This window comes from Chloroflexota bacterium, assembly GCA_011322445.1.
In the GTDB taxonomy this organism is placed as follows: Bacteria; Chloroflexota; Anaerolineae; order Anaerolineales; family DRMV01; genus DRMV01.
In genome coordinates this window covers 25688-52200 of the sequence record DRMV01000033.1, presented here as the reverse complement: position 1 = coordinate 52200, position 26513 = coordinate 25688, and the positions used below count along the sequence as shown (strand labels likewise).

The 26513-nt window shown below is 61.8% G+C and carries 22 protein-coding genes; 15 read left to right on the top strand and 7 right to left on the bottom strand.

Features of this window, described 5'->3' with window-relative positions:
- Positions 1-35: 35 nt before the first annotated feature.
- Entirely contained in the window at positions 36-1046 is a 1011-nt protein-coding gene (phnD, locus tag ENJ54_06475) for a phosphate/phosphite/phosphonate ABC transporter substrate-binding protein (protein ID HFC09478.1), read from the bottom strand.
- 163 nt (positions 1047-1209) lie between these two features.
- Here phnD and ENJ54_06470 point away from each other — a divergent pair, with 163 nt between their 5' ends.
- The 15 genes from ENJ54_06470 to ENJ54_06400 all read left to right on the top strand — a co-directional run bounded on the left by ENJ54_06470 (position 1210) and on the right by ENJ54_06400 (position 18714).
- On the top strand, positions 1210-1725 hold the full coding sequence (locus ENJ54_06470; GenBank protein ID HFC09477.1) for an NUDIX domain-containing protein: 516 nt from the start codon (positions 1210-1212) through the stop codon (positions 1723-1725).
- A 56-nt stretch (positions 1726-1781) separates the two neighbouring features.
- A complete protein-coding gene (locus ENJ54_06465; GenBank protein ID HFC09476.1) occupies positions 1782-3035 on the top strand; it encodes a HAMP domain-containing histidine kinase in 1254 nt (417 codons plus the stop codon).
- Positions 3036-3038: 3 nt separating this feature from the next.
- On the top strand, positions 3039-4217 hold the full coding sequence (locus tag ENJ54_06460) for an aminotransferase class I/II-fold pyridoxal phosphate-dependent enzyme (protein HFC09475.1): 1179 nt from the start codon (positions 3039-3041) through the stop codon (positions 4215-4217).
- A complete protein-coding gene (hflX, locus tag ENJ54_06455) occupies positions 4202-5542 on the top strand; it encodes a GTPase HflX (GenBank protein HFC09474.1) in 1341 nt (446 codons plus the stop codon). Before ENJ54_06460 ends, hflX begins: the two co-directional genes overlap by 16 nt.
- Positions 5539-6777 carry a DUF2029 domain-containing protein gene (locus ENJ54_06450; protein HFC09473.1) on the top strand — a complete coding sequence of 413 codons (1239 nt, stop codon included), beginning with the start codon at positions 5539-5541 and terminating at the stop codon, positions 6775-6777. The genes hflX and ENJ54_06450 overlap by 4 nt, the downstream gene beginning before the upstream one ends.
- Entirely contained in the window at positions 6774-8324 is a 1551-nt protein-coding gene (locus ENJ54_06445; protein HFC09472.1) for a hypothetical protein, read from the top strand. The genes ENJ54_06450 and ENJ54_06445 overlap by 4 nt, the downstream gene beginning before the upstream one ends.
- Positions 8324-9940 (top strand): hypothetical protein, encoded by a 1617-nt coding sequence (locus ENJ54_06440; GenBank protein HFC09471.1) that lies wholly within the window; start codon positions 8324-8326, stop codon positions 9938-9940. The genes ENJ54_06445 and ENJ54_06440 overlap by 1 nt, the downstream gene beginning before the upstream one ends.
- 71 nt (positions 9941-10011) lie before the next feature.
- Positions 10012-11487, top strand: a complete 1476-nt coding sequence (locus ENJ54_06435; GenBank protein ID HFC09470.1) for a hypothetical protein — start codon at positions 10012-10014, stop codon at positions 11485-11487.
- A complete protein-coding gene (locus tag ENJ54_06430) occupies positions 11478-12119 on the top strand; it encodes a response regulator transcription factor (protein HFC09469.1) in 642 nt (213 codons plus the stop codon). Before ENJ54_06435 ends, ENJ54_06430 begins: the two co-directional genes overlap by 10 nt.
- A 21-nt stretch (positions 12120-12140) precedes the next feature.
- Positions 12141-13196, top strand: coding sequence for a hypothetical protein (locus ENJ54_06425; GenBank protein HFC09468.1), 1056 nt, complete (start codon positions 12141-12143; stop codon positions 13194-13196).
- Positions 13197-13296: 100 nt separating this feature from the next.
- The gene (locus ENJ54_06420) at positions 13297-13443 is read left to right on the top strand and encodes a Flp family type IVb pilin (GenBank protein ID HFC09467.1); all 147 of its coding nucleotides are present in this window, start codon (positions 13297-13299) and stop codon (positions 13441-13443) included.
- 175 nt (positions 13444-13618) lie between these two features.
- Positions 13619-14524, top strand: coding sequence for a DMT family transporter (locus ENJ54_06415; protein HFC09466.1), 906 nt, complete (start codon positions 13619-13621; stop codon positions 14522-14524).
- Positions 14511-15584 carry a hypothetical protein gene (locus ENJ54_06410; protein HFC09465.1) on the top strand — a complete coding sequence of 358 codons (1074 nt, stop codon included), beginning with the start codon at positions 14511-14513 and terminating at the stop codon, positions 15582-15584. Before ENJ54_06415 ends, ENJ54_06410 begins: the two co-directional genes overlap by 14 nt.
- A gap of 363 nt (positions 15585-15947) precedes the next feature.
- On the top strand, positions 15948-16670 hold the full coding sequence (locus ENJ54_06405; GenBank protein HFC09464.1) for a TIGR00703 family protein: 723 nt from the start codon (positions 15948-15950) through the stop codon (positions 16668-16670).
- A gap of 25 nt (positions 16671-16695) precedes the next feature.
- Positions 16696-18714 carry a DUF505 domain-containing protein gene (locus ENJ54_06400; protein ID HFC09463.1) on the top strand — a complete coding sequence of 673 codons (2019 nt, stop codon included), beginning with the start codon at positions 16696-16698 and terminating at the stop codon, positions 18712-18714.
- 105 nt (positions 18715-18819) lie between these two features.
- Here ENJ54_06400 and pyk read toward each other — a convergent pair whose 3' ends face one another.
- From pyk to menD, 6 genes are all read right to left on the bottom strand, one after another.
- Complete coding sequence (gene pyk, locus ENJ54_06395) at positions 18820-20277, bottom strand: pyruvate kinase (GenBank protein HFC09462.1); 1458 nt, start codon at positions 20275-20277, stop codon at positions 18820-18822.
- A 48-nt stretch (positions 20278-20325) separates the two neighbouring features.
- Positions 20326-21636, bottom strand: a complete 1311-nt coding sequence (locus ENJ54_06390) for an acetyl-CoA hydrolase/transferase family protein (protein ID HFC09461.1) — start codon at positions 21634-21636, stop codon at positions 20326-20328.
- A 3-nt stretch (positions 21637-21639) separates the two neighbouring features.
- A complete protein-coding gene (locus ENJ54_06385; protein HFC09460.1) occupies positions 21640-22728 on the bottom strand; it encodes an alanine dehydrogenase in 1089 nt (362 codons plus the stop codon).
- A gap of 71 nt (positions 22729-22799) precedes the next feature.
- Positions 22800-23726, bottom strand: a complete 927-nt coding sequence (gene argF, locus ENJ54_06380; protein ID HFC09459.1) for an ornithine carbamoyltransferase — start codon at positions 23724-23726, stop codon at positions 22800-22802.
- A gap of 95 nt (positions 23727-23821) precedes the next feature.
- Positions 23822-24598, bottom strand: a complete 777-nt coding sequence (locus tag ENJ54_06375; GenBank protein HFC09458.1) for an SDR family NAD(P)-dependent oxidoreductase — start codon at positions 24596-24598, stop codon at positions 23822-23824.
- Between the two features lie 38 nt (positions 24599-24636).
- Positions 24637-26433 carry a 2-succinyl-5-enolpyruvyl-6-hydroxy-3-cyclohexene-1-carboxylic-acid synthase gene (gene menD / locus ENJ54_06370; protein HFC09457.1) on the bottom strand — a complete coding sequence of 599 codons (1797 nt, stop codon included), beginning with the start codon at positions 26431-26433 and terminating at the stop codon, positions 24637-24639.
- Between the last annotated feature and the right edge of the window lie 80 nt (positions 26434-26513).

Sequence of the window (26513 nt, the reverse complement as noted above, 5' to 3'; positions counted from 1 at the left end):
GGAAGCGGACTTCCCCCGCCTTGAGAAACGCGTGGTTATTTGTTCAGGTCTTCAACGCTCAGGCCCGCGGCTTCAAGCGCCTGGCGGAAGCCATCGTAGAAGTGATCGTCCACTTTCTTCAGACCCTGCCACGAGAACAGGCCCTTCAGCATGGCCTTGCCCTCATCGGTGTCGTTGAGGGTCAGCAGCGCGTTCACGATCTTCTCGCGCATGTCTTGGGGGAAGTCAGGCCGGAAGGAGATGTTGTCGTTGGGGATGGGCGGGGAAGTGGCGATGACGATGACCTTGTCGTTGACGTCGGGGTAGTCTTTCGCTACCAGCACACGGGCATCCTGGAAGGTGGCCCCGGCATCGCAGTCGCCGTTGTAGACGGCCAGCACCGTGGCGTCGTGGCCGCCGGTGTCGACGATTTGCTTCAGGTCTTTGTCGGGGTCAATGCCCGCGCCGAGCATCATCAGTTTGGGCATCACCCAACCCGAAGTGGATTCAGGGTCAGGGCGGCAGAAGGTCTTGCCGACGAGATCTTTGATGCTCTTGATGCCCGTGTCGGGGCGGGTGATGATCTGCCCCGCGTAGGAGGTGGAGCCGTAGCGCACGGAAGCCAACGCCACATCGGCGCAGCCCTTCTTGCTGGCGAGCACGTAGCCGAAGGTGTTCAGCGCGCCCATTTGGGCCTCGCCGCTGCACATGGCCTCGATTTGTGCCGAGTAGTCCGTCGGGATGACGGGCTTGATCACCAGGCCGGTCTTGTCTTCGACATATTGGGCGATTGGCTCAGCACCAGCAAGCACTTTTTGCGTATCCTGGGAGGGGGTCAACACCCAGACGATGGGGTTTTCTGCGGTGCCCAGGGCGGCTTTCTGCGGCGCTTCGGTGGGCGCCTCGGTCGGGGCCTCAGTGACCGCGGGTGCCTGGGTGGGCGCTTCGGTCGCAGCGGGCTTCTCGGTGGGGGCGGGCGTCGGCGTGGCTTTGGCGCAGGCCGCCAACACGGTAGCCGCCACAACCAGGAGCGCAAATACGAGGTACAGAGTTCGTCTCTTGCGCATGCTTCTCCTCCTGATGAGGTGGGGTAGCGTTCTCCCTGCGATTCGCAAGAAGAACCGAATCAACGCTTCTATCTTACCTGAATTTGTGCTTTGTCGCAAGGGGCGCTAAAATTAGCCGCAGCACGATGTGCCGAATGTCATACGCTTCAAAAAGGAGGCGAAGGTGCCAAAATCTGCGCAAAAGGTGAGCACCGAGCGCTATATGCTGGTGCCGCGCACGTTGATTTTCCTCACCCGCGAGGATGAAATCTTGCTGTTGAAGGGCGCGCCCGATAAACCGCTGTGGGCCAACCTTTATAATGGGGTGGGCGGGCATATCCAGCCTGGCGAAGATGTGCTCGCCGCAGCCCGCCGCGAACTGCGGGAAGAAACCGGGCTGGATGCCTCACTCTGGTTATGCGGTATTGTGACCATTGATACCGGTACCAACCCAGGGGTGGGGTTGTTTGTCTTTCGGGGCGAGCCGCGCCCGGCTGATGCGCCTTTGCGTCCCTCGCGCGAAGGGCTGGTTTCCTGGGTGCCGCTGGAAGACTGGTCGCAACTCCCGCTGGTCGAAGACTTGAAGGTGTTGCTCCCGCGCGTGCTGGCCGCCACGCCCCAGACGCCACCTTTCTTTGCCCAATATACTTATGATGACGCTGGCCGTCTGCACATTGCTTTCGCGGAGGAGGTGGGGTGAGGCCGCGAGGGCGCTTTGGGCATACTATTGGCAAAATGCTCATCTTATCGTAAACTATGCTTATGGATCTTGCTCAAACGCTGGATTCCTTGCATGACGCATGGTTAGAGGCTGCCTTGGAAGCGCTTGCCCAGGGGGAGGCGACGCGGGTTGGGTTGCGCCCTCAGTTGGAGCGTTTTTACGAACTCTTGCGGCAGGCCGCGGCCAGCGGCGACCCTGCCTGGTTGGATTCCATTGTTTACTTGTGGGTGTGGTCTCAAACCGTCACCGATTTGGATAGCGAGGTGATTACCATCGCCGAGGCGCTCCAGCGGTTGATTGAAGTCACCATTCAGGTGGCGCGGGAACGGCTGACGGAAGGCGAAAACCTGGAATTCATTACCGCGTTGATGCCTTACTGGTTGCACATGCTGGAATATGCCGCAAACCAGGAAATGCGGGCCCAGTTGGACCATACCACCGCCGAACTCGAGCGTGTGCAGCGGGAACTGGAGAGGTTAGACAAATCCAAATCCGATTTTATCTCCGTGGCGGCCCACGAACTCAAAACCCCTCTCACGCTTATTGAGGGCTATGCCGCCATGCTGCGCGATGTGCTGGAAGGCGCTGCCCCCGAGACCTTGCGAGAGCAGACACGCCCTTTTTTGGAAGGCATTTTTCGCGGCAGCAAGCGTATTCGCGAAATCGTGGACGACCTGGTCGATGTTTCGCTGTTAGACAACAACATGCTGAAACTTTCGTTTCAGCCTTTATGGTTGGGGCAAATTTTCCGCTCGCTGACCGACGAACTTGCGCCGGTGTTGGAAGAGCGACGGCTGACCCTCAAGGTTCACCGGTTTCCTGGCAGTGAACGCCTGATTTTCGGCGACGTGGAGCGCCTGCAGCAGGTGTTCCGCAATCTGTTGACCAATGCCATCAAATACACACCCGATGGGGGGCGCATCACGGTGGATGGGCGTCTTTTGCCGGGCTTTGTGGAAGTGTGGGTCGCCGATACCGGCATTGGCATTGCACCGGAAGACCAGCACATCATCTTCGATAAATTTGGGCGTCTTGGAGACCCCCAAACCCATTCCAGCGGGAAGACGCGTTTCAAGGGAGGCGGCCCGGGGCTGGGGCTGGCTATTGCCCGTGGCATTGTCGAAGCCCACGGCGGCTCCATTTGGGTGGAATCTCCCGGTTACGATGAAGAAAAGTGCCCGGGTTCCACTTTCCATGTTTTGCTTCCCTTACGTGAAGAACCTCCCGATGAATCGGGCAAAAGTGGCATATTTTCCAAACTGGCCGCTTATCTCAAGAAAGGAGAGTGACCCATGTCGTTCCAATCTGCCGACCGCCTCGCTGGATTTGGTGCCTACTTTTTTGCTCAACTGGGCAAGCGCATCGCAGCCCTGCGTGCCGAAGGTAAAGATATCATCCGCATTGATATTGGCGCGCCCGACCTGCCGCCGCCTGATTTTGTCATCGAGGCGTTGGTGGCTTCGGCACGTCGTCCAGACACCCACAGCTACACTACCTACGGCGGCACCCCGGCTTTCAAACAGGCGGTGGCAGATTACTATCAGCGCCGTTTCCAGGTGGCCCTGGACCCTGCCACAGAGGTGCTGGGGCTGATCGGCTCCAAAGAAGGGCTGTTTCATCTCGCCCAGGCCATGCTCAACCCCGGTGATGTGGTGCTCATCCCTGATCCTGGCTATCCCACCTACCGGGCGGGCACCGTGTTGGCGGGGGCCGAGCCATATTTCGTCCCCCTCTTGCCGGAAAATGGCTTCCTCCCCGACCTCGAGGCCATCCCCGCGGAGGTATTGCAGCGCGCCAGGATCCTCTGGCTGAATTACCCCAACAACCCCACCACGGCCGTTACCTCGCTGGACTTTTTCGAGCAGGCAGTGGCCTTTGCCCGCAAGCACGACCTCCTCATCGCACACGACGCTCCCTATGTGGACGTCACCTACGACGGCTATGAAGCCCCCAGCATTTTGCAGGTGCCGGGTGCAAAAGAAGTGGCCGTCGAGTTCAACTCGCTTTCCAAGGCCTTCAACATGGCGGGCTGGCGTTTGGGCATGATGGTGGGGAACCCCGATGTGGTGCGCTATGTGCATATCTACAAATCGCAGGTCGATACCTCGCAATTCCTGCCGGTGTTGGAAGGCGGCATTGTGGCGATGACCGATGAACGGGTGTGGCCCTGGGTGGCCGAGCGGAATGCCATTTATCAGGAGCGGCGGGATATTGTGGTCGCGGCCTTGCGCTCCGCGGGCATTCCTGTGGAAACCCCCAAAGCCTCGTTGTATGTCTGGTACCCCCTGCCGGAAGGCGAAACCGACAGCAAGGCCTTTTGTGATCGCGCCTTGCGAGAAGCTGGTGTGAGCATGACGCCTGGCGTGGTCTTTGGCCCGCACGGGGAAGGGTTCGTGCGCATTTCGTTAGGCACCGACACGGCCAAACTGCGCGAGGCCATGGAGTGGCTGGTGGCATGGCTGAAAAAGTGAGCCAACCGACGCAGCCGCCGCGAGAACGTGCTTTTTTGGTTGGGGTCTCCCTACGGGGGAAACCCCAACTTTTGCCTTTGGAAGACTCGTTGACCGAGTTAGCGCGCCTGGCCGAAACGGCAGGGTTGGAGGTGGTGGGGGAAGCCACCCAACGCCTTGACCACCCTCACCCCAAAACCTTTATTGGCCCGGGAAAGGTGGAGGAAGTCAAGGCGCTGGTAGAGGAATTCCAGGCAGACGTGGTCATTTTCGACGACGAACTCTCGCCGCGCCACCTGCGGGAACTTGAGAACGCCTTTGGTGAAAAAGTGCGCCTGCTTGACCGTACGGCGCTGATTTTGGATATTTTCGCCCAACATGCTCAGACGCGTGAAGGGGCGCTGCAAGTCGAACTGGCGCAGTACGAATACCGCCTGCCGAGGTTGACCCGCGCCTGGACGCACCTGGCAAGGCAGACGGGCGGTGGCGGTGGCCGCGCCGGCCGCATGGGCGGTGTGGGGCTGCGCGGCCCGGGTGAGCGGCAATTGGAAGTCGACCGGCGCGATATTCGCCGCCGCATGGCGAACCTGCGCAAAGAACTGGAGAAAGTGCGCGCCCATCGCCAGCGGCACCGTACCCGCCGCCGCAAGAACCGCTTGCCGGTGGTTGCGCTGGTAGGCTACACCAACGCAGGGAAGTCGACCTTGCTCAACCGCTTGACCCAGGCCGATGTGTACGTGGCCGATCAACTTTTCGCCACCCTCGACCCAACCACCCGGCGCGTGGAACTGCCCGGCGGTCACTTGGCCTTGTTTACCGACACCGTGGGCTTCATTCAAAAACTTCCCACTTCGCTTGTGGCGGCTTTTCGCGCCACCCTGGAAGAGATTACCGAAGCCGATTTGTTGTTGCACGTCATTGACATTACGCATCCTCAGGCTGCAGCCCAGGCTGAGGCGGTGTTGCAAACCCTGGCCGAGATTGGGGCGGAGCACATTCCGGTGTTGACGGTGCTCAATAAAATCGACCGCTTGCCCGCGCCTGAAAAAGCCGCCGAGGCTTTGCAGGCTTTCCCCCATGCGGTGGCGATTTCGGCGCTGCGAGGCGACGGCATTCCCGAACTGCTCCAGGCGGTTTCCGAAAAACTGTATGCCACCTATGAGCCCATTGTGGTGGATTTGCCCTATGAAGAAGGTGGCCTGATTGCGCTGTTTCACGAGATGGGGCAGGTTGAGGAAGTGCAACACCATCGCGGCGGTGTACGCATTCGCGGACGGGTGCCCGGGCGGTTGGTTGCCCGGTACGCGCCGTTTGTGGTGCATGCTGGCACGGAGGAAGCGGCATGATGAGAGGAGAGCCGCGCACCGTGCGGGCGGGGGTGTTTCGCCTGCTCATGGTGGTTGCGGGGGCTGTGGTGGCCCTGGTGGGGGTGTATGCACTCAGCGCGTGGGTGGTGCATCGCTGGCCCGGCGGTGAGACGTTGCGTTATCCCTGGGAGGCGATGCGGGCTTTCCTCATCGGCGGGGAAGACCCCTACCACCGCCTGGCGCTGCTGTATGGCTGGTCGCAACGCGATGGTTTCGCGGTTGCCCCGCAGCCTTACCCGTTCCCCATGGCGCTGGTGTTGTTTGCGCCTTTGGCGTTGCTGAAAGATTTTGCCGTCGCTCGCATCTGGGCGATGTGGGGGTCGGTGTTGGCGATGGTGGCTGTGGTGGCGCTGGCTGCCCGTAGTTTGCGCTGGCGATTGGGCGGCAGCGGTGCGGTTGTGTTGGGGGCTTTTGCATTGACGGGCTATTTTGCCGTGGTGGCCTTGCGACGCGCCGATGTGGCAGTGTTGGTTTTGTTGTTGCTGATGGTGGCTCTCGCTGCGCTGCTCGATGGCCGCGACGACCTGGCGGGGGTTGCGCTGGCGCTGGCGCTGATCAAACCCGGCGTGGCGCTTTACCCTGCGCTGTTTTTGCTGCTGTGGTCGGCTTCACGGCGGCGGTGGCGCTTGTGGCGGGGGTTCTGGGGGGGCATGACGGTCATGCTCGTGCTGGCGTTTTGGCTTTTGCCTTCCTGGGGGCTGGAAATGGCTTTCGTGCTGTGGCGGTTCAAAGCCGCGGCTTCGCCACGCCTGGCTTTGGTGCATGCTGTGCCGGGGGTGGGGCGGCAGGTGGGCTGGCTGTTGATTGCCGTCGTGGCCGTCGCGGTGCTGACCGAATGGGCGGCTTCGTGGGGACAGTCGGCCTATCAGGCTGCCTGGACGACGGCGTTGACGGTGGTGGGCTCTTTGTTGATCGGCGGACGGGTGGTCCCGGCTGACCAGGTGCTGCTTTTGTTGCCCCTTTTGTGGGTGTGGGCGTATTGGAGCAGTCGCTGGAAAACGTATGGTCGCCTGGCGGCTGCCCTGACGCTGGCTGTGTTTTGGGTGTTGCCGTGGCTGTTCTGGGGAGGACGGTTGTTTTCGGCCAGTGGGGTGTGCGCGTCGGTGGGGATGTGTTTCTTTGAACCGCTGGTGGTGTGGGTCTTGCTGTATACTGTGCGTTGGTGGGCGAGCCGCGCACCGGTGGTGCTTTCGCCGGAGGCATTGTTGGAATGAACCGCAGTCGATGGAGGCGAGGGTTGCCGTGGCTGCTGGCGGGCGTTGTGTTGGTCTTCCGGCTGGTGCCCGGCCCGCGCACCATTGACGACGCGTTCATTACTTTTCGCTATGCCCGTAATCTGTTGGCGGGGTGGGGGTTGGTGTATAACCCCGGCCAGCACGTCTTGGGCACGACGACGCCACTTTATGCGCTCTGGATGGCTTTGCTGGGCGTGTTCAGCGGTGGCACACAGGCGCCTTTCCCCTGGCTGGCGTGGGGAACGAATGCCCTGGCCGATGCTGCTACGGCCTTGCTGGTGATGCGGTTGGCCCGTCGGCTGCGTGTGCCTGAGGTGGGATATGTTTTCGCCCTGGCCTGGGCGGTGGCACCGTGGAGTGTGACATTTGCCATTGGGGGGATGGAAACCAGCGTGTACGTTTTCCTTTTGACGGCAATGGTCTATGCTTATGTGGTGGGAAAGCGCGAATGGGCGTTTGTTGCCGGCGCGCTGGCTTTTTTGACGCGTCCCGATGCGTTGTTGCTGGGGTTGCTGGTGTTCGCCGACGACCTGTGGCGAGGGTGGCAGCAGGCGCGCTGCCGAGGTGGAAGCCCTTGGGTTGCGTGGTGGCGCTGGTGGCGGGCCTGGCTGCCGGGGGGACTGCTGGTGGGTGGCTGGCTGGTTTTTGCGCGCATTTATTACGGCGCCTGGCTGCCGCATTCGATGGTTGCCAAGCAGTTGGTGTACCGGCAATCGGCCAATGCGGCGCTGGTGCGGCTGTTGCAGCATTACGCCACGCCGTTTTTGTTGCAGACCTGGCTTTCCCCGGCTTTCATTGCCGTGGGGCTGGTGTTGTGGCCGACGCTTTTCGTGGTAGGTGCACGCTGGCTGGTGCGGCGTGAGGCGCGCCTGTGGCCGTGGATGGCTTTCCCGGTGGTGTATTTTGCGGCTTTTGCCCTTGCTAACCCCTTGATTTTTCGCTGGTATCTTACGCCCCCTTTGCCGCCTTACTTTTTCGGTATCTTGGCTGGCGTATGGGTGGTGGGGAAAGCGTTGCGGCGCCCGCGCGTGCGCTTTGCTTTCCTGAGTGTGGCTTTTTTGGTGCCGTTGGTGGTGCCGCTCTCAACCTGGCAATGGCATCCCAGTCATGGCCGCCTCGCACCTGCACCCAGCATGGCCTGGTATCGCCTGGAATTGCTTTACCACCAGGCGGCGCGTTTCCTGGCTCCCCGGTTGCAGCCGGACCCTTTGGCGGTGACCATTGCCGCCGGCGACGTGGGGGTGCTGGGCTATGATACGGGCGCACGCATCCTCGACCTGGCGGGGCTGAACAGCCCGGAAACGCTGGCTTACTTCCCTTTGCCGGCTTCAGATTACGTCATCAACTATGCCGTGCCGGCGCGCCTGATTCGTGACAACCAACCCGATTACATTGTCATTCTGGAAGTGTACGGCCGCAAGAGTTTGCTTTCGCAGCCGTGGTTTTGGCAGGAATACGCCCTTTTGGCCGACTTCCCAACCGATATTTACGGAAGTCGCGGCTTGTTGATTTTCGGGAGGCGATGATGAAACTGCGCGATTGGGTGCTTTTGATGGTGCTGGAAGCCCTGGTGCTGGCTGGTGTCGCCATGTTTCAGCACAGCCCCGGTTATATGGATGCCGATTATTACACGCTGATGGGGCAGCAGCTTGCGCACGGCACGGCGGCGGAGCCATTTTTGTGGAATTACCTTGATGACCCGAAAGGGGTGCCGCACCCTGGCTTTGCTTACTGGCAGCCGTTGGCGGCGTTGGTCGCGGCGTGGGGCATCCGCGTGGCAGGGCACGGCGGGTTTGCTGCGGCTCGCTGGCCGTTTTTCGCCCTGGCTTTGTTGGTGCCGCCCCTCACGGCGTTGTTGGCGTTTCGTCTGACCCGCAAGCGCGCTCTGGCGCTGTTGAGCGGCGGGCTGGCCGTGGCCTCGGGTTTTTACTTGCCGTATCTGGCCGTGCCTGACACTTTTACCCTGCTGATGGTGTTGGGCGCGCTGTTCTTTTTGGTGCTGGGTTGGCCGGAAGCCCTGCACCTGGCCGATGCCTTGCATCCGCTGCGGGCGGGTAGCCGGTTGTTGGGAAGGCGCCTGGCGCGCTGGCAGCCTTTGGTATTGGGGCTGCTGACCGGGATGATGCATCTGGCGCGTGCGGAAGGCTTTTTGTGGTTGCTGGCGGCCTGGGTCGGTTTGGCGCTGGCCCGTCGCCGTAGCCTGCGCCCTTACCTGGAAGTATTGCTGGGGTATGCTGTGGTCATGGTGTCGTGGTTCTGGCGCAACCTGGCGGCCTTTGGCACGCCTTTCGCACCGGGCGGGTGGCGCACGTTGTGGCTGACGAATTACAACGAACTTTACGCTTATCCTGCTTCACAGTTGACTTTCGCTCACTGGTGGGCTTCGGGTTGGAAGGCGATCGTGAGCGCACGACTTCATGCTGCGGGCACAAATTTAACTTCGGCGCTGGCGGTGCAGGGCGCGGTGGTGTGGTTGCCTATGGTGCTGGCCGGGCTGTGGCGCTGGCGCAAAGATCGGCGCGTGCGCGTGGGCGCGGGGATGTGGTTGTTGTTGTGGTTGCTGATGAGCGTGGTCTTCCCCTTCTCCGGCGCGCGCGGGGGCTTTTTCCACGCTGGGGCTGCCGTGCAGCCGCTGTTGTGGGCTGTGGCCCCCGCAGGGTTGATGGTTTTTCTGCGCCCGCTGGCCCGCTGGCGAAGTTGGCGTTTGAGCGAAGCGTTCTCGGTGCTGGGGTGGGGGCTGGTAGCCGCAGCGGCGTTACTCTCGGTGCTGGTTGTGCAACGGCGGGTCGTTGGGCCATTGCCCACCGAGCCGACGTGGGATGATCCCGCACGGGCTTATGCCCGTTACGGCAAAGGGTTGACGGCGTTGGGGGTGCCTGCTGATGCGTTGGTGTTGGTCAACAATCCGCCGGGGTTCACGTTGGCGACCGGCCACCCCAGCCTGGCCGTGCCCGATGGCGGTTCTGACGTTGCTGCTGCGGTAGCCCGCCGCTATGGTGCGCGCTACTGGGTGTTGGAAGCCAACCACCCGCGGCCCTTGAATCATTACTATTGTCATCCGCCGACGGTGCCGCCGCCGTGGGAATTCCTGGGCATGGTTGACCGCTATACGCCGGCGTTTGTGTTGGGTGCCGCGCCGTGAGTGCTTCGCATCGCCAGAGAGTGTCGTGGGGGCGCGCAACAGCCTTTTTCGCCCTTTGGGCGGCGCTTTGGATGGGCGTTTTCATCACCGCGGCGAAGATGGCTTACCGCTGGGGTTTCCCGCTGGATGACGCCTGGATTCATCAGACCTATGCCCGCAACCTGGCAACGTGGGGGCAGTGGGCGTACCGCCTGGGGGTGCCCTCCGCGGGCGTGACGGCACCTTTGTGGGTGGTGCTGCAGGCCACGGGGCAGAGGCTTGGGCTTTCGCCGCTGGTGTGGAGCACTGCCCTGGGCTGGGTGACACTGACGGCGTTGGGGCTGCTGGTGTGGGCGTGGTGGCGTGCAATGCTGCCGACGCGTGGAGGATGGTGGCCGTGGGCTGTGGGGGCCAGCGTGGCGGGAGCATGGCACCTGGTTTGGGCTGCTCTTTCGGGTATGGAAACAGCCCTGTTTGCCCTGCTGATGACGGCGTTGGTGCTTTGGGGAGGCCGTGCGGCGCGGCGCTGGGGCGGCCTGGCGTGGGGCGCGGCGGTGGGGGGGGCGGTCTGGTTGCGGCCTGAGGCAATGTTGGCGTTGCCGGCTGTGGCGGCGGCGTGGCTGTTGCAGGCGTGCTGTCCGCCGCGAGGGCAGCCGCGGCTACCGTGGGGGCAATGGGCGCGACAGGTCGTGGCGTTGGGGGTGGGGTTTGGTTTGCTTTTTGGGCCCTATTTGGGGTTCAATGCCTGGCTTTCGGGGCATATTTGGCCGAACACCTTTTACGCCAAGCAGGCAGAATATGCCATCTTGCGCCAATGGCCGTTGTGGCGCCGCTTTGGGCACGTGAGCGCGCCGTTGCTGGCGGGCATGGGCGGCGTGTTGCTGTTGCCCGCGATAGCCCAGGTGATTGCCGATGTGCGCGCTCGCCGCTGGGCGTGGATGGCCGCGCCGCTGTGGGCGGGGTTGCACGTCGCGGCGTATGCGGTTCGGCTTCCGGTGGCATATCAGCATGGGCGGTATGTGCTGCCGGTGGTGCCGGTGTTATTGGTGTGGGGGTGGCGCGGGCTGGCGGCTTCCTGGCCTCATTGGGAAGGCCGGTTGACTGCCGCGTGGGCGCTTTCCCGTACCTGGGCACTGGCCGCGGGGGTGGCTGGGCTCCTCTTCCTGGGCATTGGCGCGCGCGCCTATGCTCGCGACGTGGCCTTCGTGGAGAGTGAAATGGTCGCCGCGGCCCGTTGGTTGCCTTCCCATTTGCCCGCCGGCACGGTGGTAGCAGCGCATGATATTGGCGCAATGGGGTATTTTACCGACTTCCCGCTGGTAGATATGGCCGGTTTGGTCTCGCCAGAGGTCATCCCGTTCATCGGAGATGAGCGGGCGTTGTGCGCTTTTCTCGACCGCCAGCACGTGCGCGTGTTGGTGGCTTTCCCCGATTGGTATCCGCACCTGACGGCCGGGCTCACACCGCTGTATGCGAACTCTCAGGGTTGGGGGCCGCGCCTGGGAGGAACTCACATGACGGTGTACGCCTGGCGGGGGAGTTGTGCTATACTTTGGGCATGGCCGTGATCAAACTTTTGGTGGTAGACGACCATCCGGTCTTCCGGCGGGGGGTGCACGATGTGCTTTCGTTGGAAGAAGGGCTGGAAGTGGTGGCCGAGGCTGCCTCGGGCGAAGCCGCGTTGGAAGTCATGCGCCGCTTGCGCCCTGATGTGGCATTGGTGGATGTCAATTTGCCTGACCTCAACGGCCACGATGTGGTGCGACGGGCGCGGCAGGAGGGCTTGCCGACCCGCATTGTGCTTCTGACCGCGTATGACGATGAGGCGCAGCAGCGCCAGGCCCTGGCTGAAGGCGCGGCGGCTTATTGCAGCAAGGAGGTGCCTCCCGCGTGGCTGGCCGAGGTCATTCGACACGTGGCCGCGGGGCGCTATGTGGTGGAAAAGCAGGTGATGGATGCTGCTGCCCGGGCGGCCTGGCTCGATGCCCAGCGGGCGATGTTGCCCCTTTCCCCTCGGGAGATGGAAGTGTTGCAATTGCTCGCCCAGGGCATGAGCAACAAAGGTATTGCGCGCAAACTGGGTATTAGCGAGCAAACGGTGAAAAATCATGTTACGGCGATTTTGCGCAAGTTGCAACTGGAAGACCGCACACAGGCGGCCGTTTATGCTTTGCAACATGGCTGGGTGCGGATGGCTTAACGCTTTTGGAGGAGGCTTGCCATGAATGAGTTACCCGCGGGAGAGGCACAACCTAAACCGGCAGCAGAGCAGGCCCAGGAGGGTTCGTTTGCCGAGTTGATTCGCAAGGCGTTGGAAGACACGCGCCGCGAGCAGCGGGAAGTTGCCCTGATGCTGGAACAGAGCCAGGCCGAGGTGAGCCGGTTGGGTCAAAAAAGCGCCTCGGTGGTGGCTTACGTGAAGCAAATGCGCGAGCGCAAGCAGTGGGAAGACCTTGCGTCGGCGTGCGAAAGCGCGTTGGATGCCCAGCAGCGGTATCTCATCATGCGCGGCCAGTTGGAGAAGTTGCAGCAGGTGTATGAAGCGTTGGGGCGTTTTGAAGAGACTTTGCTGGCTTTGCAAAAGGCCAGTGAGCAGCAGCCTTCGGCGCGCCCGGGTGGCAATGAAAATTCGCTGGCTGTCCTCGAGATGTTGGTGCAGGCACAGGAAGCCGAGCGGCAGCGGCTCTCTCGCCAGATGCACGATGGCCCCGCGCAGGCGCTTTCCAACTTCATCTTGCAAACCGAGATTGCCAGCCGCTTGTTCGAGGTAGACCCTGATAGCGCCCGCCAGGAATTGCAAGCCCTGAAAACTGCGGCGGCGCACACGTTTCAGCAGGTGCGCGAGTTTATTTTCGAATTGCGCCCCATGATGCTCGATGATCTGGGGTTGGTGCCCACCGTCAAGCGGTATTTGGAGACGTTGAGCAAGCAAGGGGAAGCCCAGATTGAAGTGCGGATCTTTGGCGAGGAGCGGCGCTATGCGGGTTATCTGGAAGTGTTCGTCTTCCGTACCATTCAGGAACTGGTTTCGACCGCTATTCACAACCGCAAGGCTACCCGCGTGGCTGTGCGCCTCGATTTAGATGAGCGCCAGGTCAAGGTCGAGATGACCGACAACGGCGACTTGCTTGAAGTCGATACTGAAGGGCCTAACGCCCCCATGGGGTTGCGTTTGCTGCGTGAGCGGGTCGAAATGCTTGGGGGCACTATGACGGTCAGCAACGACGATGGCGAAAACCGGATTGTGTTTGAGGTGCTGGCGCCCCAGGTCAATTGAAACGGAATTGTAACTTTTTTGGTGACAAAAGCGGATACCGTATGGTATAATGAAAACGTCCCGCAAGGGGCGCATCCCATCGGAAAGGAGGTGAATCGCTATGTTGTTTGCTCCGAAAGAGAAAGGCCAGGGCCTGGTAGAGTATGCGTTGATTCTTGTGTTGGTGGCTATTGTTGTGATTGCTATTTTGGCCATTTTGGGCCCGGCAATCGGGAACGTGTTCAGCAACGTGGTCAGCGCGATCTAACATGGTGTGTCTGGCCAGTCGAAGCCTCGCCTCTGGCGGGGCTTTTTGCTTTTAATGGCTTCTTGCCTTCTCCCTTTGCGGGTGCCTGGTGGGAGACGATGCCATTGCGCCTCGCTTCACGGTGAATGCCGCTCTGGCTGTTTGCTTCCTGGCTTCTTGTTGGTACAATTGCGCTATGTCCACGCGTACCACTGCTGTGTTGGCGGGGTTGGGCGCCTCGGCTTTTTGGGGTGGTCTTTACCCTGCCATTAAAGTCATCATGGAGGTCATGCCACCGTTTGTTTTGTTGACGGTGCGCTTGTCGCTGGCGTTGCTGGTGTTATGGCCTTTCGTGTGGTGGCGTGGAGGCATCCACTGGGACCGGCGCACCTGGTTCGAGGTGCTGGCGGTGGGGGCAATGGGCTTTGGCCTGACCTTGGGCATTCAATTTATCGGTACTCATCTTTCCACGGCCTCTAATGGCGCGTTGGTCACGACGGCAACCCCTGCTTTTGTGGTGCTTTTTGGCGCTCTGTTGTTGCACGAGCGCCTGAGCCGCGCTCAGGCCGTGGCGCTGATTGTGGCGACCGTGGGGGTGCTGCTGGTCATCGATCCCCGACAGGCGCGCCTGGATGCGATGTTTCTGGGCAATTTGGCGCTTTTGCTGGGGGCGTTGGGTTGGGCGCTGTATTCTGTGTTGGTGCGGGCACTGACCCGCCGGCTGGATACTCTGCAAGTCAGTTGGGGCGCAATGCTGGGAGGTTTGCCGGTGGTGTTGCCGCTGGCGGTGTGGCAAAGCGGTCAGGTGCGTTGGGAAGGCATTTCGTGGGGCACGGTGGCGGGCATTTTCTATGTGGCCTTGGGCGCGACCGCGGCGGCTATGTTCCTTTGGAATTACGCTTTCGCTCATCTGGAAAGTGGTACGGCGGCCCTGACCTTTTTTGCGCAGCCGGTGGTAGGGGTTTTGGTCGGCGTCTTCTGGCTGGGCGATGCGGTCACCTGGCCTTTTGTGTTGGGCGGCACCTTGATTGGCGTGGGAATGTACCTGGCGGCGGTCGCACCACAACCTGTGCTTCAAGGAGGCGAACATGCGCGTGCTTGATGGTCTGGCAAAAGCCTTGGGCGGGTTGATCTTGCTGGGGGTGTTGTTGTTCCTGCCGGTGCTGGGCGTGACGCAACGGGCTTTTCACGTCATATACGACGCCCCTACGCTGGCCGAAGCGGTCGAAACCTATTGGGTGGGGCCTGAATCGCTGGCGAGTTTGGGGAAAGCCTATGTCCACAAGCAAGTTCAGCAAACGCCTTCCAGCGACCGCACGTTGGTGTTCTGGCGGGCTTTGGATGCTTTGAGCGCGGCCCAGTGGCGGACGCTGGTGTCGTACGTTGCCCCTCAGCAGGCTGTGCACGCGGTGGTTGCCCAGGGGGCAAATGCCCTGATGCTGTGGTTGAAGACCCCCGGGGCACCGCCCAAAGTGGAAGTCGCGCTGACGCCCTGGAAGCAAGCCGTCCGGGCTAATGCCACCCCGCTGACTTCCTGGTTGTTGAGCCAGTTTCGGGAATGCACGGTGCCGGAAACAGCCCGTTGGGCGGAAGCCACCATTCGGAATGATTGGGCGTTGCCGCCTCTTTGTGTGCCTTTGGGGGCTCCGCGGCAGATGTGGGAGCAGATGATCACCGCCGCTGTAACCGAAGAAGTGAATGCTGCCCCGAACGCGGTCAATTTGCTCGACCCGCGCCAGGTTCCGCTTCAAGACGTGGAATCCGTCAAAAACGATCTCTGGCAGGCGCGCAGGGTGGTCAACATCGCTTTGGCCGCGTTGGCGGTTTTGTGGCTGGTGGGTGTGCTGTTGGTGGGGCGTTCTTTCAAGGGATGGCTGCAGGCGGCTGGCGTCACCTTGTTGTTGGGGGGCATCTCGGTGGCTGTGATGGGGCTGCTTCCCGATATGGTCACGGCGTGGACGATGGGGCAGATAGCCTCTCAGGTGCCTGCCTGGGCACAGGCCAGTTTGCAAGGAACGGTGGCGTTTTATGTTGCGCGCATTTTGTCGCCTTTGCGGCTTTTGGGGGCAGGAACGGCCGCGGTAGGTGTTGTGGCATTGTTAGTTTCTCTGTTACTGGCTTCCCACCGCCGCGACGACATGACGCTTGAGCGGTTGGGATAGCGCGTCTGGTGGGTTGAAAGGGGGCAGGTCAAGAGGGGGCAATCGCAGAAGGACGGACCTTTTCGCGGATGCTGTGCGAAGAAGGAAGGTGGGGTGTTGTCTTTTGTGCCCTTCGTTTTGCTGCACGGCACTTCTTCTGCATTGGGGGTTAATACGCTTCTAATGCTTTGCCAACGAAAATCTTGCGTTCCTCAAGCATAATGGAAATGCTGTGGGCGGAAAACGCCCCCGGCATGACGTGACGGCAACTACCCTTTTCCCGCCATGCTTATGGCTTTCGTAAAGCATGCTTTTGTTTTGCAGGTATCTTTATTTGTCCCCCTTTCCAAAACCTTTAATTCGCACATTTGAGGAGGAAATCCGATGGGCCGAAAGAAACTTAGCGCCGAGGAACTGCGCCGGCGTCATCAGCGCATGCTGAACACGTTTGTGCGTGAAGCGTGGGATGAAATTCCCGCAGAGATCGAAGTCAAACTGCGCAGTTTGAAAGCCTGGGGTTTTGATTTGCTCTCCGGGTTGCGCGGCGGTGCCCAGAGCGTGTTTGTGGCTCGGGAAGAAGATCGCCGCGGCGTGGGTGATGTTTACGAAGATCAGGGCGAGACCTTTGAGGTCCAGGAAGTTTGGAAGCAGTTGCCCAAAGGCGCGCGTTTGTTGGTGCGCGTTGGTCTGGAAGAGCGCCGTGGTGTGATCCGTGCGTATTATCGGGCAGCCCACGGTGAAGAAACTCTGCTCTTCACCCTGCCTGCAGCCGAGTTGTTGCTGGCCTACTTCAAGAAACGTGGCTTCGGCAAGTTGCTGGAAGCCTTCCACGCCAGCGGTTTGACCACCGAGTTCATCCAAAAGCGCGGCGAACAGGGAAAGGCTTACGACTTTGACCAGCTTCCCAGCCATATGCGCCGCGCGCTGCGTGAGGCCGGCGACTTGATTCGCAAGCGCACGCACGTTGGCCGCTTCACCCTGGTGTATTTTGGCAAAAACAAAGACGGTGATGATCGCTACATCGTGACCTGGCTTGTGCCCACTATCCACTTGTTTGACGTGGATATTGCCGAGCGCATCGAAAAACTGCTCGCGGCCTTAGACTGAGCCGCGGTTCTCGAGGAGGTATGCCATGATCATCAGGAAAACCCATGCCCTGGCGCTGAAGCGCCTTTTGCAAGATCAAGACGACCGTAAACCGTTTACCGAATTTGCGAGCGAGAACGACCCGGTGTTGCTGGAACTGGCGCGCGCCGACCTGGTGCGCCAGCAGACGCCGGTGCGTTGGGTGTTGACCTATGCAGGGACGGCCCTGGCCCGGGTGTTGCGCGAACTGTATGCGCGCGGCCCCAGGCCCTACGCGGAAGACGAAGCCGAGGTGGGCGGCGAATGGGTCATTCGCGAAGGCCGTGGGTTGGATACCCCGGAAAACTGGCCGGAAGATTGGCGCTGGATTGGTAGTGAAGTCATCGCGATGCTGGATGCTGCTGCTCGGGCTGACCGTGTGGGCCCTAAGGCCGAAGAAGCCCTCTTGAGCCGTGGCCTGGCCGTGCGGATCTGGGACCGGACCAAGAAGAAGGAATACGTGGTGCTCAGCGAAGCCGGGCGCACTGTGTTGGAAATTTACCATCAAGCCCGTCCGCACCTCATTGTAGACGACCAACTGGCCAACTTCATCCGCAGTGCGCCCATTGGGCCTGCCCCGGCCAGCCGTCTGCCTTTGGGTTCCCACGAAGAGCACCTGCTGGAAGCCATGCGCCTGATTGCTTACAGCGTGCCCGTTTCTGAAGGGGTGGCCTTCACCGCGTTGGGGCAGGCTGTCAAGCGAGCCTTGCAGGCTGGTGGCTTTGGCGAAGGCACGGTGCTTTCGGGCGACTTGCTTTGGCTGTTGGCCCAGCATGTGGATGGGGAAGATGTTGGTTCGGAGGGGCTGGCTCTTTTGCAGTCGTTGGGTTACCTGGACACTGAAGGTGAACTGCTCCCGGCGGGTGAATGGGCGCTGGAGGCGTTCCGTCTGTGGCACGGCGGCCCGCGGAAGGACGTCTGGACACTGGCCATCGAGGCCGAAGAAGTGGAAGTGCTCCAAACCTTGGCCGCGTTGTGGAAGAAATATGACGAAACCGGCAACGAAGAGGAAATTCCCACGTTCAAGCGCCTGCGCCGTGAGATGGTTGACCGCAAGGCCGCCGAATATCGCAAATTGCTGGAGAAATATGGCCGCCGCATCAAGGAGATGCCCCGCAAATATCAGACCATTGCCCAGAAGTTTGCCGAGGCCAAAGATCTGGCACGCTGGTATGATGACAACTTCACCCTGCGGGAGACCCTTTACAGCCTGGAATCTTTCGACCTGCTGGCCAGCGAAGAAGATGCCCGCGGCCGCGAAGTGTTCCACCTGACCGACTTTGGCCGCGCAGTGCTGGAAGAGCAGGGCGACAACCCGCGGGACATCCCTTCGACCGCGGTCAAAGCCATCACCATGACCCGCAAGATGTTCTCCGCGCCAGCCAAAGATTGGTGGCAGCAAGCCTATGACGCCCATCTCATCGGCTCGGCTGAACCGACCCGCAGCGGTTGGATGTATGCCCGCCTGGCCGAAACCCTGCAGCGCAAGCCGTTGCTTACCCGCTTTGAACTGGAGGTGTTCCACACCATCCCCGCGCGCGGTGTGACCGAAGACGAGGTGTACGCGCAACTGGAAAAGCGGGGCGAATCTACGGAGCGCATTCGCTGGGCGCTGGAGAAACTCGAAGCCCGGCATCTCATTGAAATTTTGCCCGACGGCAACATCGTCGAAACCGCCCCTGGCGAACTGCTGGATGAGGCCCTCGCGGGCGTGCCGGAGGGCTTTGGCAACCCCATCACGCCGGTGATGGTGCGGGTGTTGCAGGCTCTGCGGGAAGCAGGCACCCTCTACGTCAAAGAACGCAAAGTGCGCATCCTGCCGCGTAACATCAAGGAAGCCTGGAAGCGCAGTGGCCTGAGCAAGGAAGCCTTTGACGATGCACTCAAGGCTGCTCGCGTGGCTGGCTTTGTCGGCAAGAACGCGGTGACCACCGCGGGCCTGTTGGTGCTGGAGGCCGTCGCGGCCATGAACCCGCAACCCGGCAGCAGCATTCTGGGGTTGGTGCAACCTGAAGAGGCTGCATAAGGTTCCCCCTTGCCGATGACTGCCTTCGATGATGCAGAAAGCCCGAGGTGCTTCCTCGGGCTTTTTGTATAGAGGGGAGTGTTGAGAACCGGCGTGGTCTGGCGTTTACCCGGCTTCCCCGACGGTGTGCAGCAAAGCGAAGTTGGGCGGTCGCATGGCGCCGACGGGGAACCCTGAGATGACCACAACCTGTTGCCCCGGCTCGATGGGCGTTGTAGCCCGCAAGGCGGCTTCCACGTGCCGCAACATGGTCTCGACCGTGTTGGCGAAGGGCACCTGTTGGGGAATGACGCCCCAATACATGCTCAGGCGGCGGTAAGTCGATTCTTCAGGGGTGAAAGCGAAGATGGGCACCCGCGGGCGCGCTTTGGACATGAGCACCGCGGTGCGTCCGGTTTGGGTGAAGACGGCAATGGCCGCCACGTCTCGCTCGTGGGCCAGTTCGCGGGCGGCGCGGGTAAGGGAGCGGGCGTCGTCGCGGGTTGCGCTGGTTTCGATTTCGGCCAAGTGCCCCCATTGCGTGAAGTGCCCTTCGGCTTCCTGCACGATGGCATCCATCATTTTGACGGCTTCCACCGGGTAGTCGCCCACTGCCGTTTCGCCGGAAAGCATGACCGCGTCGGTGCCGTCGAACACCGCGTTGGCTACATCTGAGGCTTCGGCGCGGGTGGGGCGCGGCGCGTGAATCATGGAATCCAGCATTTGGGTAGCGGTGATGACCAGTTTGGCATGGTGGTTGGCCATCGTGATGATTTCTTTTTGCGCGATGGGTACCCGTTGGGGGGGGAGTTCCACGCCCAGGTCGCCGCGGGCCACCATCACGCCGTCGGCAGCGTGGATGATTTCGTGCAGGTTTTGCAGGGCCTCGGGGCGTTCCAGTTTGGCGATGATGGGGAGGTCGGTTTGGTCGGGCGCCATTTGCGCGATGGCCTGGCGCACCCGAGCAATGTCGGCGGCGCTGCGCACGAAGGAAACCGCCACCGCGTCCACGCCCTGTTCCAGGCCAAAGGCCAGATCGCGCTCGTCTTTGGCGGTGAAGCCGGGAATGTCAAGCGGTGTGCCGGGGAAGTTGATGCCTTTGTGGGAACGCAGTTCGCCGCCCAGCACCACTTTTGCCCGCACCCACGGTTTTTCTACGGTGAGGGTGTGCAGTTCCAGGTGCCCGTCGTCCAGCAAGATGCGGCCGCCGGGGTGGGCGACTCGCGGCAGATCGGGGAAATCAACCGGAATGGCTTTGGTGTCGGCCTCCTCCGGCGGGGGGGCGTTTTCAGGGTAAAGGATGACGGTTTCACCGGCGTGCAGAGCGAGCGGCTCTGTGGGAAGTTGCCCCACGCGGATTTTGGGCCCTTGCAGGTCTTGCAAAACGGCTACGGCTTTCCCCAGCCGGTGGCTGATTTCCCGAACACGGTGCAGCACCGCGGCGTGTTGTTCGTGCGTGCCGTGGGAAAAGTTGAGCCGCACGACATCCACCCCCGCGGCGATGAGTGCCCGCAGCGTGGCCTCGTCTTCGCTGGCGGGGCCGACGGTGGCGACGATTTTGACATTCCGACGATGAAAGTTCATGGTTTTTGCCTTCTGGTTGTGCCACGAGGTGGCAGTAGCACACGCGACTTACAGGTAGTTGAGCTTTTTGGCCTGGTGGGTCAGCTCGTCACGGAAGTCGGGGTGGGCGATGCGGATGAGTTCCTGCGCCCGCTGGCGAATAGACTTGCCGTAAAGGTTGGCAACACCATATTCGGTGACCACGTAGTGAACGTGGTTGCGGGTGGTGACCACCCCCGCGCCTTGTTTGAGCATCGCGGTAATGCGGCTGAAGCGCTTGCCGCTGCGGGTAATGGCCAGGCTGGGCAAGGCGATGATGGGTACGCCCTCCTTGGCGCGCGAAGCACCGTAGATGAAGTCCAACTGGCCGCCCACGCCGCTGTAAAGTTTCGGCCCGATGCTGTCGGCGCAAACCTGGCCGGTGAGGTCCACTTCGATGGCTGAGTTGATGGCGACCATGCGGTCGTTTTGGGCAATGATGAAGGGGTCGTTGACGTATTCCGTGGGATGCAACTCAATCATAGGATTGTTGTCAATCCAGTCATAGAGTTTGTGCGTTCCCAGAATGAACCCCGCGATGATCTTGCCGGGGTGCAGGGTTTTGCGCGCGCCCGTGAGCACGCCTTTTTCGACCAGGTCCATCACACCATCGGAGAACAACTCGGTGTGCACGCCGAGGTCTTTTTTGTCGGTCAGGTAGCGCAGCACAGCATCGGGGATAGCGCCGATGCCCATTTGCATGGTCGCCCCATCGGGAATCAGGTCGGCAATGTATTGGGCAATGCGTTCTACCACTTCGGGGTCGCCTTTGGCGGCCATGCTGACTTCCACCAGGGGGTAATTGACCGGCACGATGTAATCGAGGCGGCTGACGTGGATGAAGGAGTCGCCCAGGGTGCGCGGCATTTGCTCGTTGATTTCGGCGATGATGATTTTGGCCGATTCTGCCGCGGTTTTGGTGAGCCCCACTTCCACGCCGAAACTGCAGAAGCCGTGTTCGTCGGGCGGCGAAAGATGCACAAAGGCGACGTCAACCGGCAAGATGCCATCGCGGAAAAGGTGAGGGAATTCGGAAAGGAACACCGGCGTGAAATCGGCGCGGCCTTCTTGCACGGCTTTGCGGATGTTGTCGCTGATGAACATCGTGTTCACCCGCAGGTGACCTTCCATTTCCGGGGCCACGTATTCGGTCGTGCCGACCGTAAGCGCCTGAGCGATTTCGACGTCCTCCAGTTCGGGGGCGCGCTTGACCAGTGCTTTAAGCAGCACCTGAGGCGTTGAGCAGTTGCCGGTCAGGAAAATGCGCTGGTGCGACTTGACGACCGCCACGGCCTCTTCTGCACTGACAATGCGCGAGCGGTAAATTTTATTCCAGTCCATCGGTCACTTCTCCTCGGCGGGCGTAAGCAGGCTCAGGTTGCGCAGTTCACCTTTGTAGGTGTTGATGGCGCGCGCGAGGGCTGGGTTTTCGACCATGGCGCGGGCGATGCCCTTGTTGGCGATGGCGAGAATGTAGGGCATGGCTGCCGTGACGAGGGCGTGGGTCGCGGTGCGCGCGACAACGCCGGGCATGTTAGGCACAGCGTAGTGAATCACGCCTTCATCAATGTAGGTGGGGCGGTCGTGTGTGGTCGGTCGTGAGGTGGCTGCGCAGCCGCCCTGGTCGATGCTGACATCGAGTAGCAAAGCGCGCGGTTTCATGCTTTTGATCATCTCGCGGGTGATGATGAGCGGTGCACGTTCGCCGGGCTTGAGCACGCCGCAGACCACCACATCGGCGAAAGAGAGTGTACGGGCCACGTTGTAGGGGGTGGCGGGCAGGGTGCCCACTTGTGGAAAGGCCTGGAAAATGCGTTCCAGGGCTTTTTGGTTGATGTCCAGCACAGTGACGTGAGCGCCCAATCCCAGGAAGCCCCGCGTGGCACAGGTGCCGACTACGCCCGCACCGATGACGACCACTTCGGCCGGCGGAACGCCGGGCAACCCGCCCAGCAAGATGCCTTTGCCGCCGTGGTTGTTTTGCAGCAGACGGGCTGCCACCTGGACGGCCATCAGCCCCCCAATCCGGCTCATGGGCTTGAGCACCGGGCGGTCACCGTCTTCGGTTTCGATTTGCTCTAACGCCACCGCGGTGATGTCGTTTTCCAGCATGTAGGTGATTTTGTTGTGTCGTGCCGAAGCCAGATGCAGTAACCCCATGATGATGGCTCCGGGTTGCAGCCATTGGATTTCTTCCATCAGCGGCCGACCGACTTTGACCAACAGGTCGGCACGGCCAAAAACTTCGTGAGGGGAATAGACAATGCGGGCGCCGGCGCGCTCGTAATCTTCGTCGCAGAAGCCTGCGCCTTTGCCTGCTTCATGTTCCACATACACCGTGTGGCCGTGTTGCACCAGGGTGTGGACGCCGTGGGGGGACAGCCCGACGCGGTATTCGAATGGACGACGTTCTTTGGGAATGCAGATGTTCATGGGAACGCTCCTCGTGACAGGAAAAGCGAAGAAAAAAGCCGCGGCTGGGGAGGGTGCCGCGGCTCAGTCCGTTACAACCCACCCAGCAGGCGGGCCAGAATGGCCTTTTGGGCGTGCAATCTGTTATGCGCCTGCCGGAAGAGCAGCGAATGTGGCCCGTCGGCCACTTCGTCGGTGATTTCCTCACCGCGGTGGGCGGGCAGACAGTGCATGACCACCACTTCGGGTTTGGCTTCGGCAACCAGCGCTGCGTTGACCTGATAAGGCGGGAAGACGCGCTTGCGTTTCTCGGCTTCGGCCTCTTCGCCCATGCTGACCCATGTGTCGGTGTAAATCACATCGGCGTCTTTCACGGCTTCGTGCGGGTCGTGCAGGAAGCGCAGGCGGCTGCCGCTTTCGTCAGCGAACTTTTGCGCTTCGGTGATGGCTTTTTCGGGCAGTTCGTACCCTTCCGGCCCTGCCCAGGTGAAGTGGCCGCCCAGTTTGGCGACAATGTGCATCAGCGAAACCGCGACGTTGTTGCCATCGCCAATGAAGGTGATGTTGAGGTCTTTGACGGTGCCAAAGTGTTCGTAGATGGTGAAGGCGTCGGTGAAGCCCTGGGCGGGGTGGTTGTAGTCGCTCAGGCCGTTGATGACCGGCACGTCGGCCCAGCGGGCCAGTTCGACCACATGCTCGTGGGCGAAGACGCGGGCCATGACCCCATCCGCGTAGCCGGAAATCACCCGGGCCACGTCGGCGATGGATTCCCGCTTGCCGAGGCCGATTTCCTGCGGGCTGAGGTAAAAGGCGTAGCCGCCCAGATGCACCATCGCCATTTCAAACGACACGCGAGTGCGCAAACTGGGCTTTTGGAAGATGAGCGCCAGCGATTTGCCTTTCAAGACAGGCTTGTTCCCGCCGGTTTTCCATTCTTGTTTGAGCAACAGCGCCAGTTCCAGCATTTCTTGCAGTTCGGCCGCGCTGTAATCGGCAATGGCGATGAAGTCGCGTTTCATGGCATTCCTCCGAAGCGGGGTGTTTTGAGTGGCAGTTTCTCCTCTTGAAGTATACCATCGGAAGGCAGTATGTGGAGCATTTGTCTGCCTGCTGTTCAGGTTTCTTGCATCAGTTGTTGCACGTCGGCGTCGTAATAAGCCACGAAGCGGCCGCTCCACGCGTGGGGGGCGTGCAGGGCGACGGCAATCAGCGGCCGCGCCACAACCTCCGGGGGCTGCAAGCGGCCTTCTCGCTGATAGGCGAGGAATTTGGCGTGTAAATCTGGTGGCATGACCCCTTGCCCCTGCGTGCGAATGTCGGCCTGCATGTCGGTATCCACAATGCCGGGGCGGAAGGCCAGGGCGGTGATGTCAGGCTCTTCGGCAGCAAGGACGGCGGTGAAGTGGTTGAGGGCGGCTTTGGCGCTGCAATAGGCCCCCCACGTGGGGTAGGCGTGAATGGCCGCCCCGCTGGAAACCAACACGGCCCGTCCGTGGCTTTCCCGCAGCAGAGGAATGCCGTGCCGCAGCAGCGCCACCGCCGCCAGGAAGTTGACTCGCCAGTTGGCTTCCCACGCTGCCAGGTCGGCCTTGGCGATGGGTGCAATGGGCGGCAGCACGCCCGCGTTGTGAATCACGGCATCGAGGCGGCCAAAGGCTTCGGCTGCTGTTTCGACCATGCGGCGGGCGGTGGCTTCTTCGCCGATGTCGCCGACCACGGTGTGCACGGTCGCGCCTTCCGCGCGGCAGGCCTCGGCCACGCTTTCCAGCCGCGCTGCCTGACGGGCGTTGAGCACCAGGTGCGCCCCCTGGTGGGCGGCTTCCAGTGCTGCAGCCGCGCCCAGACCGCGCGACGCGCCGGTGAGCAGGATGACGGGAGTGTGAGATGCCATAAGGGAACCTCCGAATGACAGGGTGCGTTGGGCTTATTCTACCTCAACCGGGTGAGCAAACGCTGCCGCGCGGTTTCGTGGGCCTGCACATCGGTGGGCACTTCCAGCAGGTGGGGCTGGCCGCTGCGCAAGGCGCTGCGCAGGGCGTCGGTGAGGTCGGTGGCTTCCAGACGGCGGTAGTTCAGGCCGTAGAGTGCTGCAGCATGCTCGAAGGTCAGGCCGTGAGGGGTACGGAACATGGCGGTAAAGGGCGGTTCGTGTTGGGCGATGGGCAGGCGCTGAAAAATGCCCCCGCCGTCGTTGTTCAGCACCACAATTTGCAAATGGTTCAGGCCAAAACGGCGCACGGCGAACAGCCCGCCGAGGTCGTGCAGCAGGGAAAGGTCGCCGAGCACCAACACGGTGGGGCGTTGGCTGGCTGCGGCCACGCCCGCGGCGCTGGAAACCACGCCATCAATGCCGCTCAGGCCACGGTTGGCGAAAACCCGCAGGGGCGTTTCGGTGGGTGGGGCATATTCGTCCAGGTGGCGGACGGGCAGGCTGTTGCCTGCGAACAGGCGGGCTTCGGCGGGCAGAGCCCGGACGAGGTCGGCCAGCAGGCGGCCTTCGGTGCGCGGCGCAGCGGCAACAACCTCGCGGGTGGTGCGCTCGGCAGCCTGCCAGGCGGCCAGCCAGCTTTCGTCGGTGGGCGGGGAAGGTTCCAGCGCGACAGTAAGCGCCTGCAGGGTGGGCTCGAGGTCGGCCAGCAACCAGTGCGCGAGCCGGAACGCCGGGTTGGGCCAGGCGGCGTGAGGGGTAATGGCGACGACTTGGGTTTCTGGGGGCAGGTTGGCGAGGAAGGCCAGCGGGGCGTTGCTGACGGGTGGCGCTCCGAAGAGGAAGACGACCTCAGGCGGGGGTGTGTGGGGCAGCCCCGCGGCGAGGAAGAGGGCTTGACCGCCCAGCACAAGCGGGGCATGGCTCGCTGCCCCGAAACGCACGCCTGAGAGCGCGTCGGCGAGGAGAGGATAGCCTGCCGCTGTGGCAAAGTGGCGGAGCAGGGCGGCAATTTCGGGCGTAGGCGCGGCCTTGGGGCCCGCGAGGATGACGCCCCGGCGATGGGCGCGCACCAGTGCGGCCAGGGCTTCGATTTGCGGTGGCGTGGGCTGGCGGGGCGCGGCAGAAAGCGCGACGAGTGGCTGTTTTTGCGCGCGTCCCTTCGCGCCGAGGGGGTTTCGTATAGCCAATTCCCAGGCGGGAGACAGAGTGGAAGTGGGGACGCTGTCGGCGAGAAGGGCGCTTTCGTTGCCTTCCGGTTCCAGCGGTTTGCGGAAAGGAAAGTTGAGGTGCACGGGGCCGGGGCGGCCGGTGATGCCCTGTGCCGCGGCGACGGCACGGTCGGCGGTTGCCCGCACGGCGCGCAGCAGGCGGCTGCTGGGGGAGCTTTCTGGCAAGGGCATTTCGGCATACCAGCGCACGGCCTGACCGTAGAGTTTTACCTGGTCGGTGGTTTGGTTGGCCCCGCTGTCGCGCAGTTCGGGGGGACGGTCGGCGGTGAGCAGCAACAGGGGCACAAGAGCACGATCGGCTTCCAGCACCGCGGGGTGCAGGTTGGCCGTTGCGGTGCCCGAGGTCGTGACCACGGCGGCAGGGCGGCCGGTTTCCAGCGCCAGCCCGATAGCAAAATAGGCCGCGGCGCGCTCGTCGAGGTGCATGTACACCGGCAGGGCGTGCTGACGACTGAAAGCAACCGTGAGCGGCGTGCTGCGTGAGCCGGGGCAAATCACGACCCCGCTCAGCGGCAGGCGGGTGAGCTCGTCGACGAAAATTTCGGCAAAAAGGATGGCAGGGTTCATCGGCGTGTATAATTGAAGAAAGGGGCGTTTTATGCCCAAGGGGTTGGGCTTGCCGCGCTGGGCAAGCAGGGCGGGCGGTT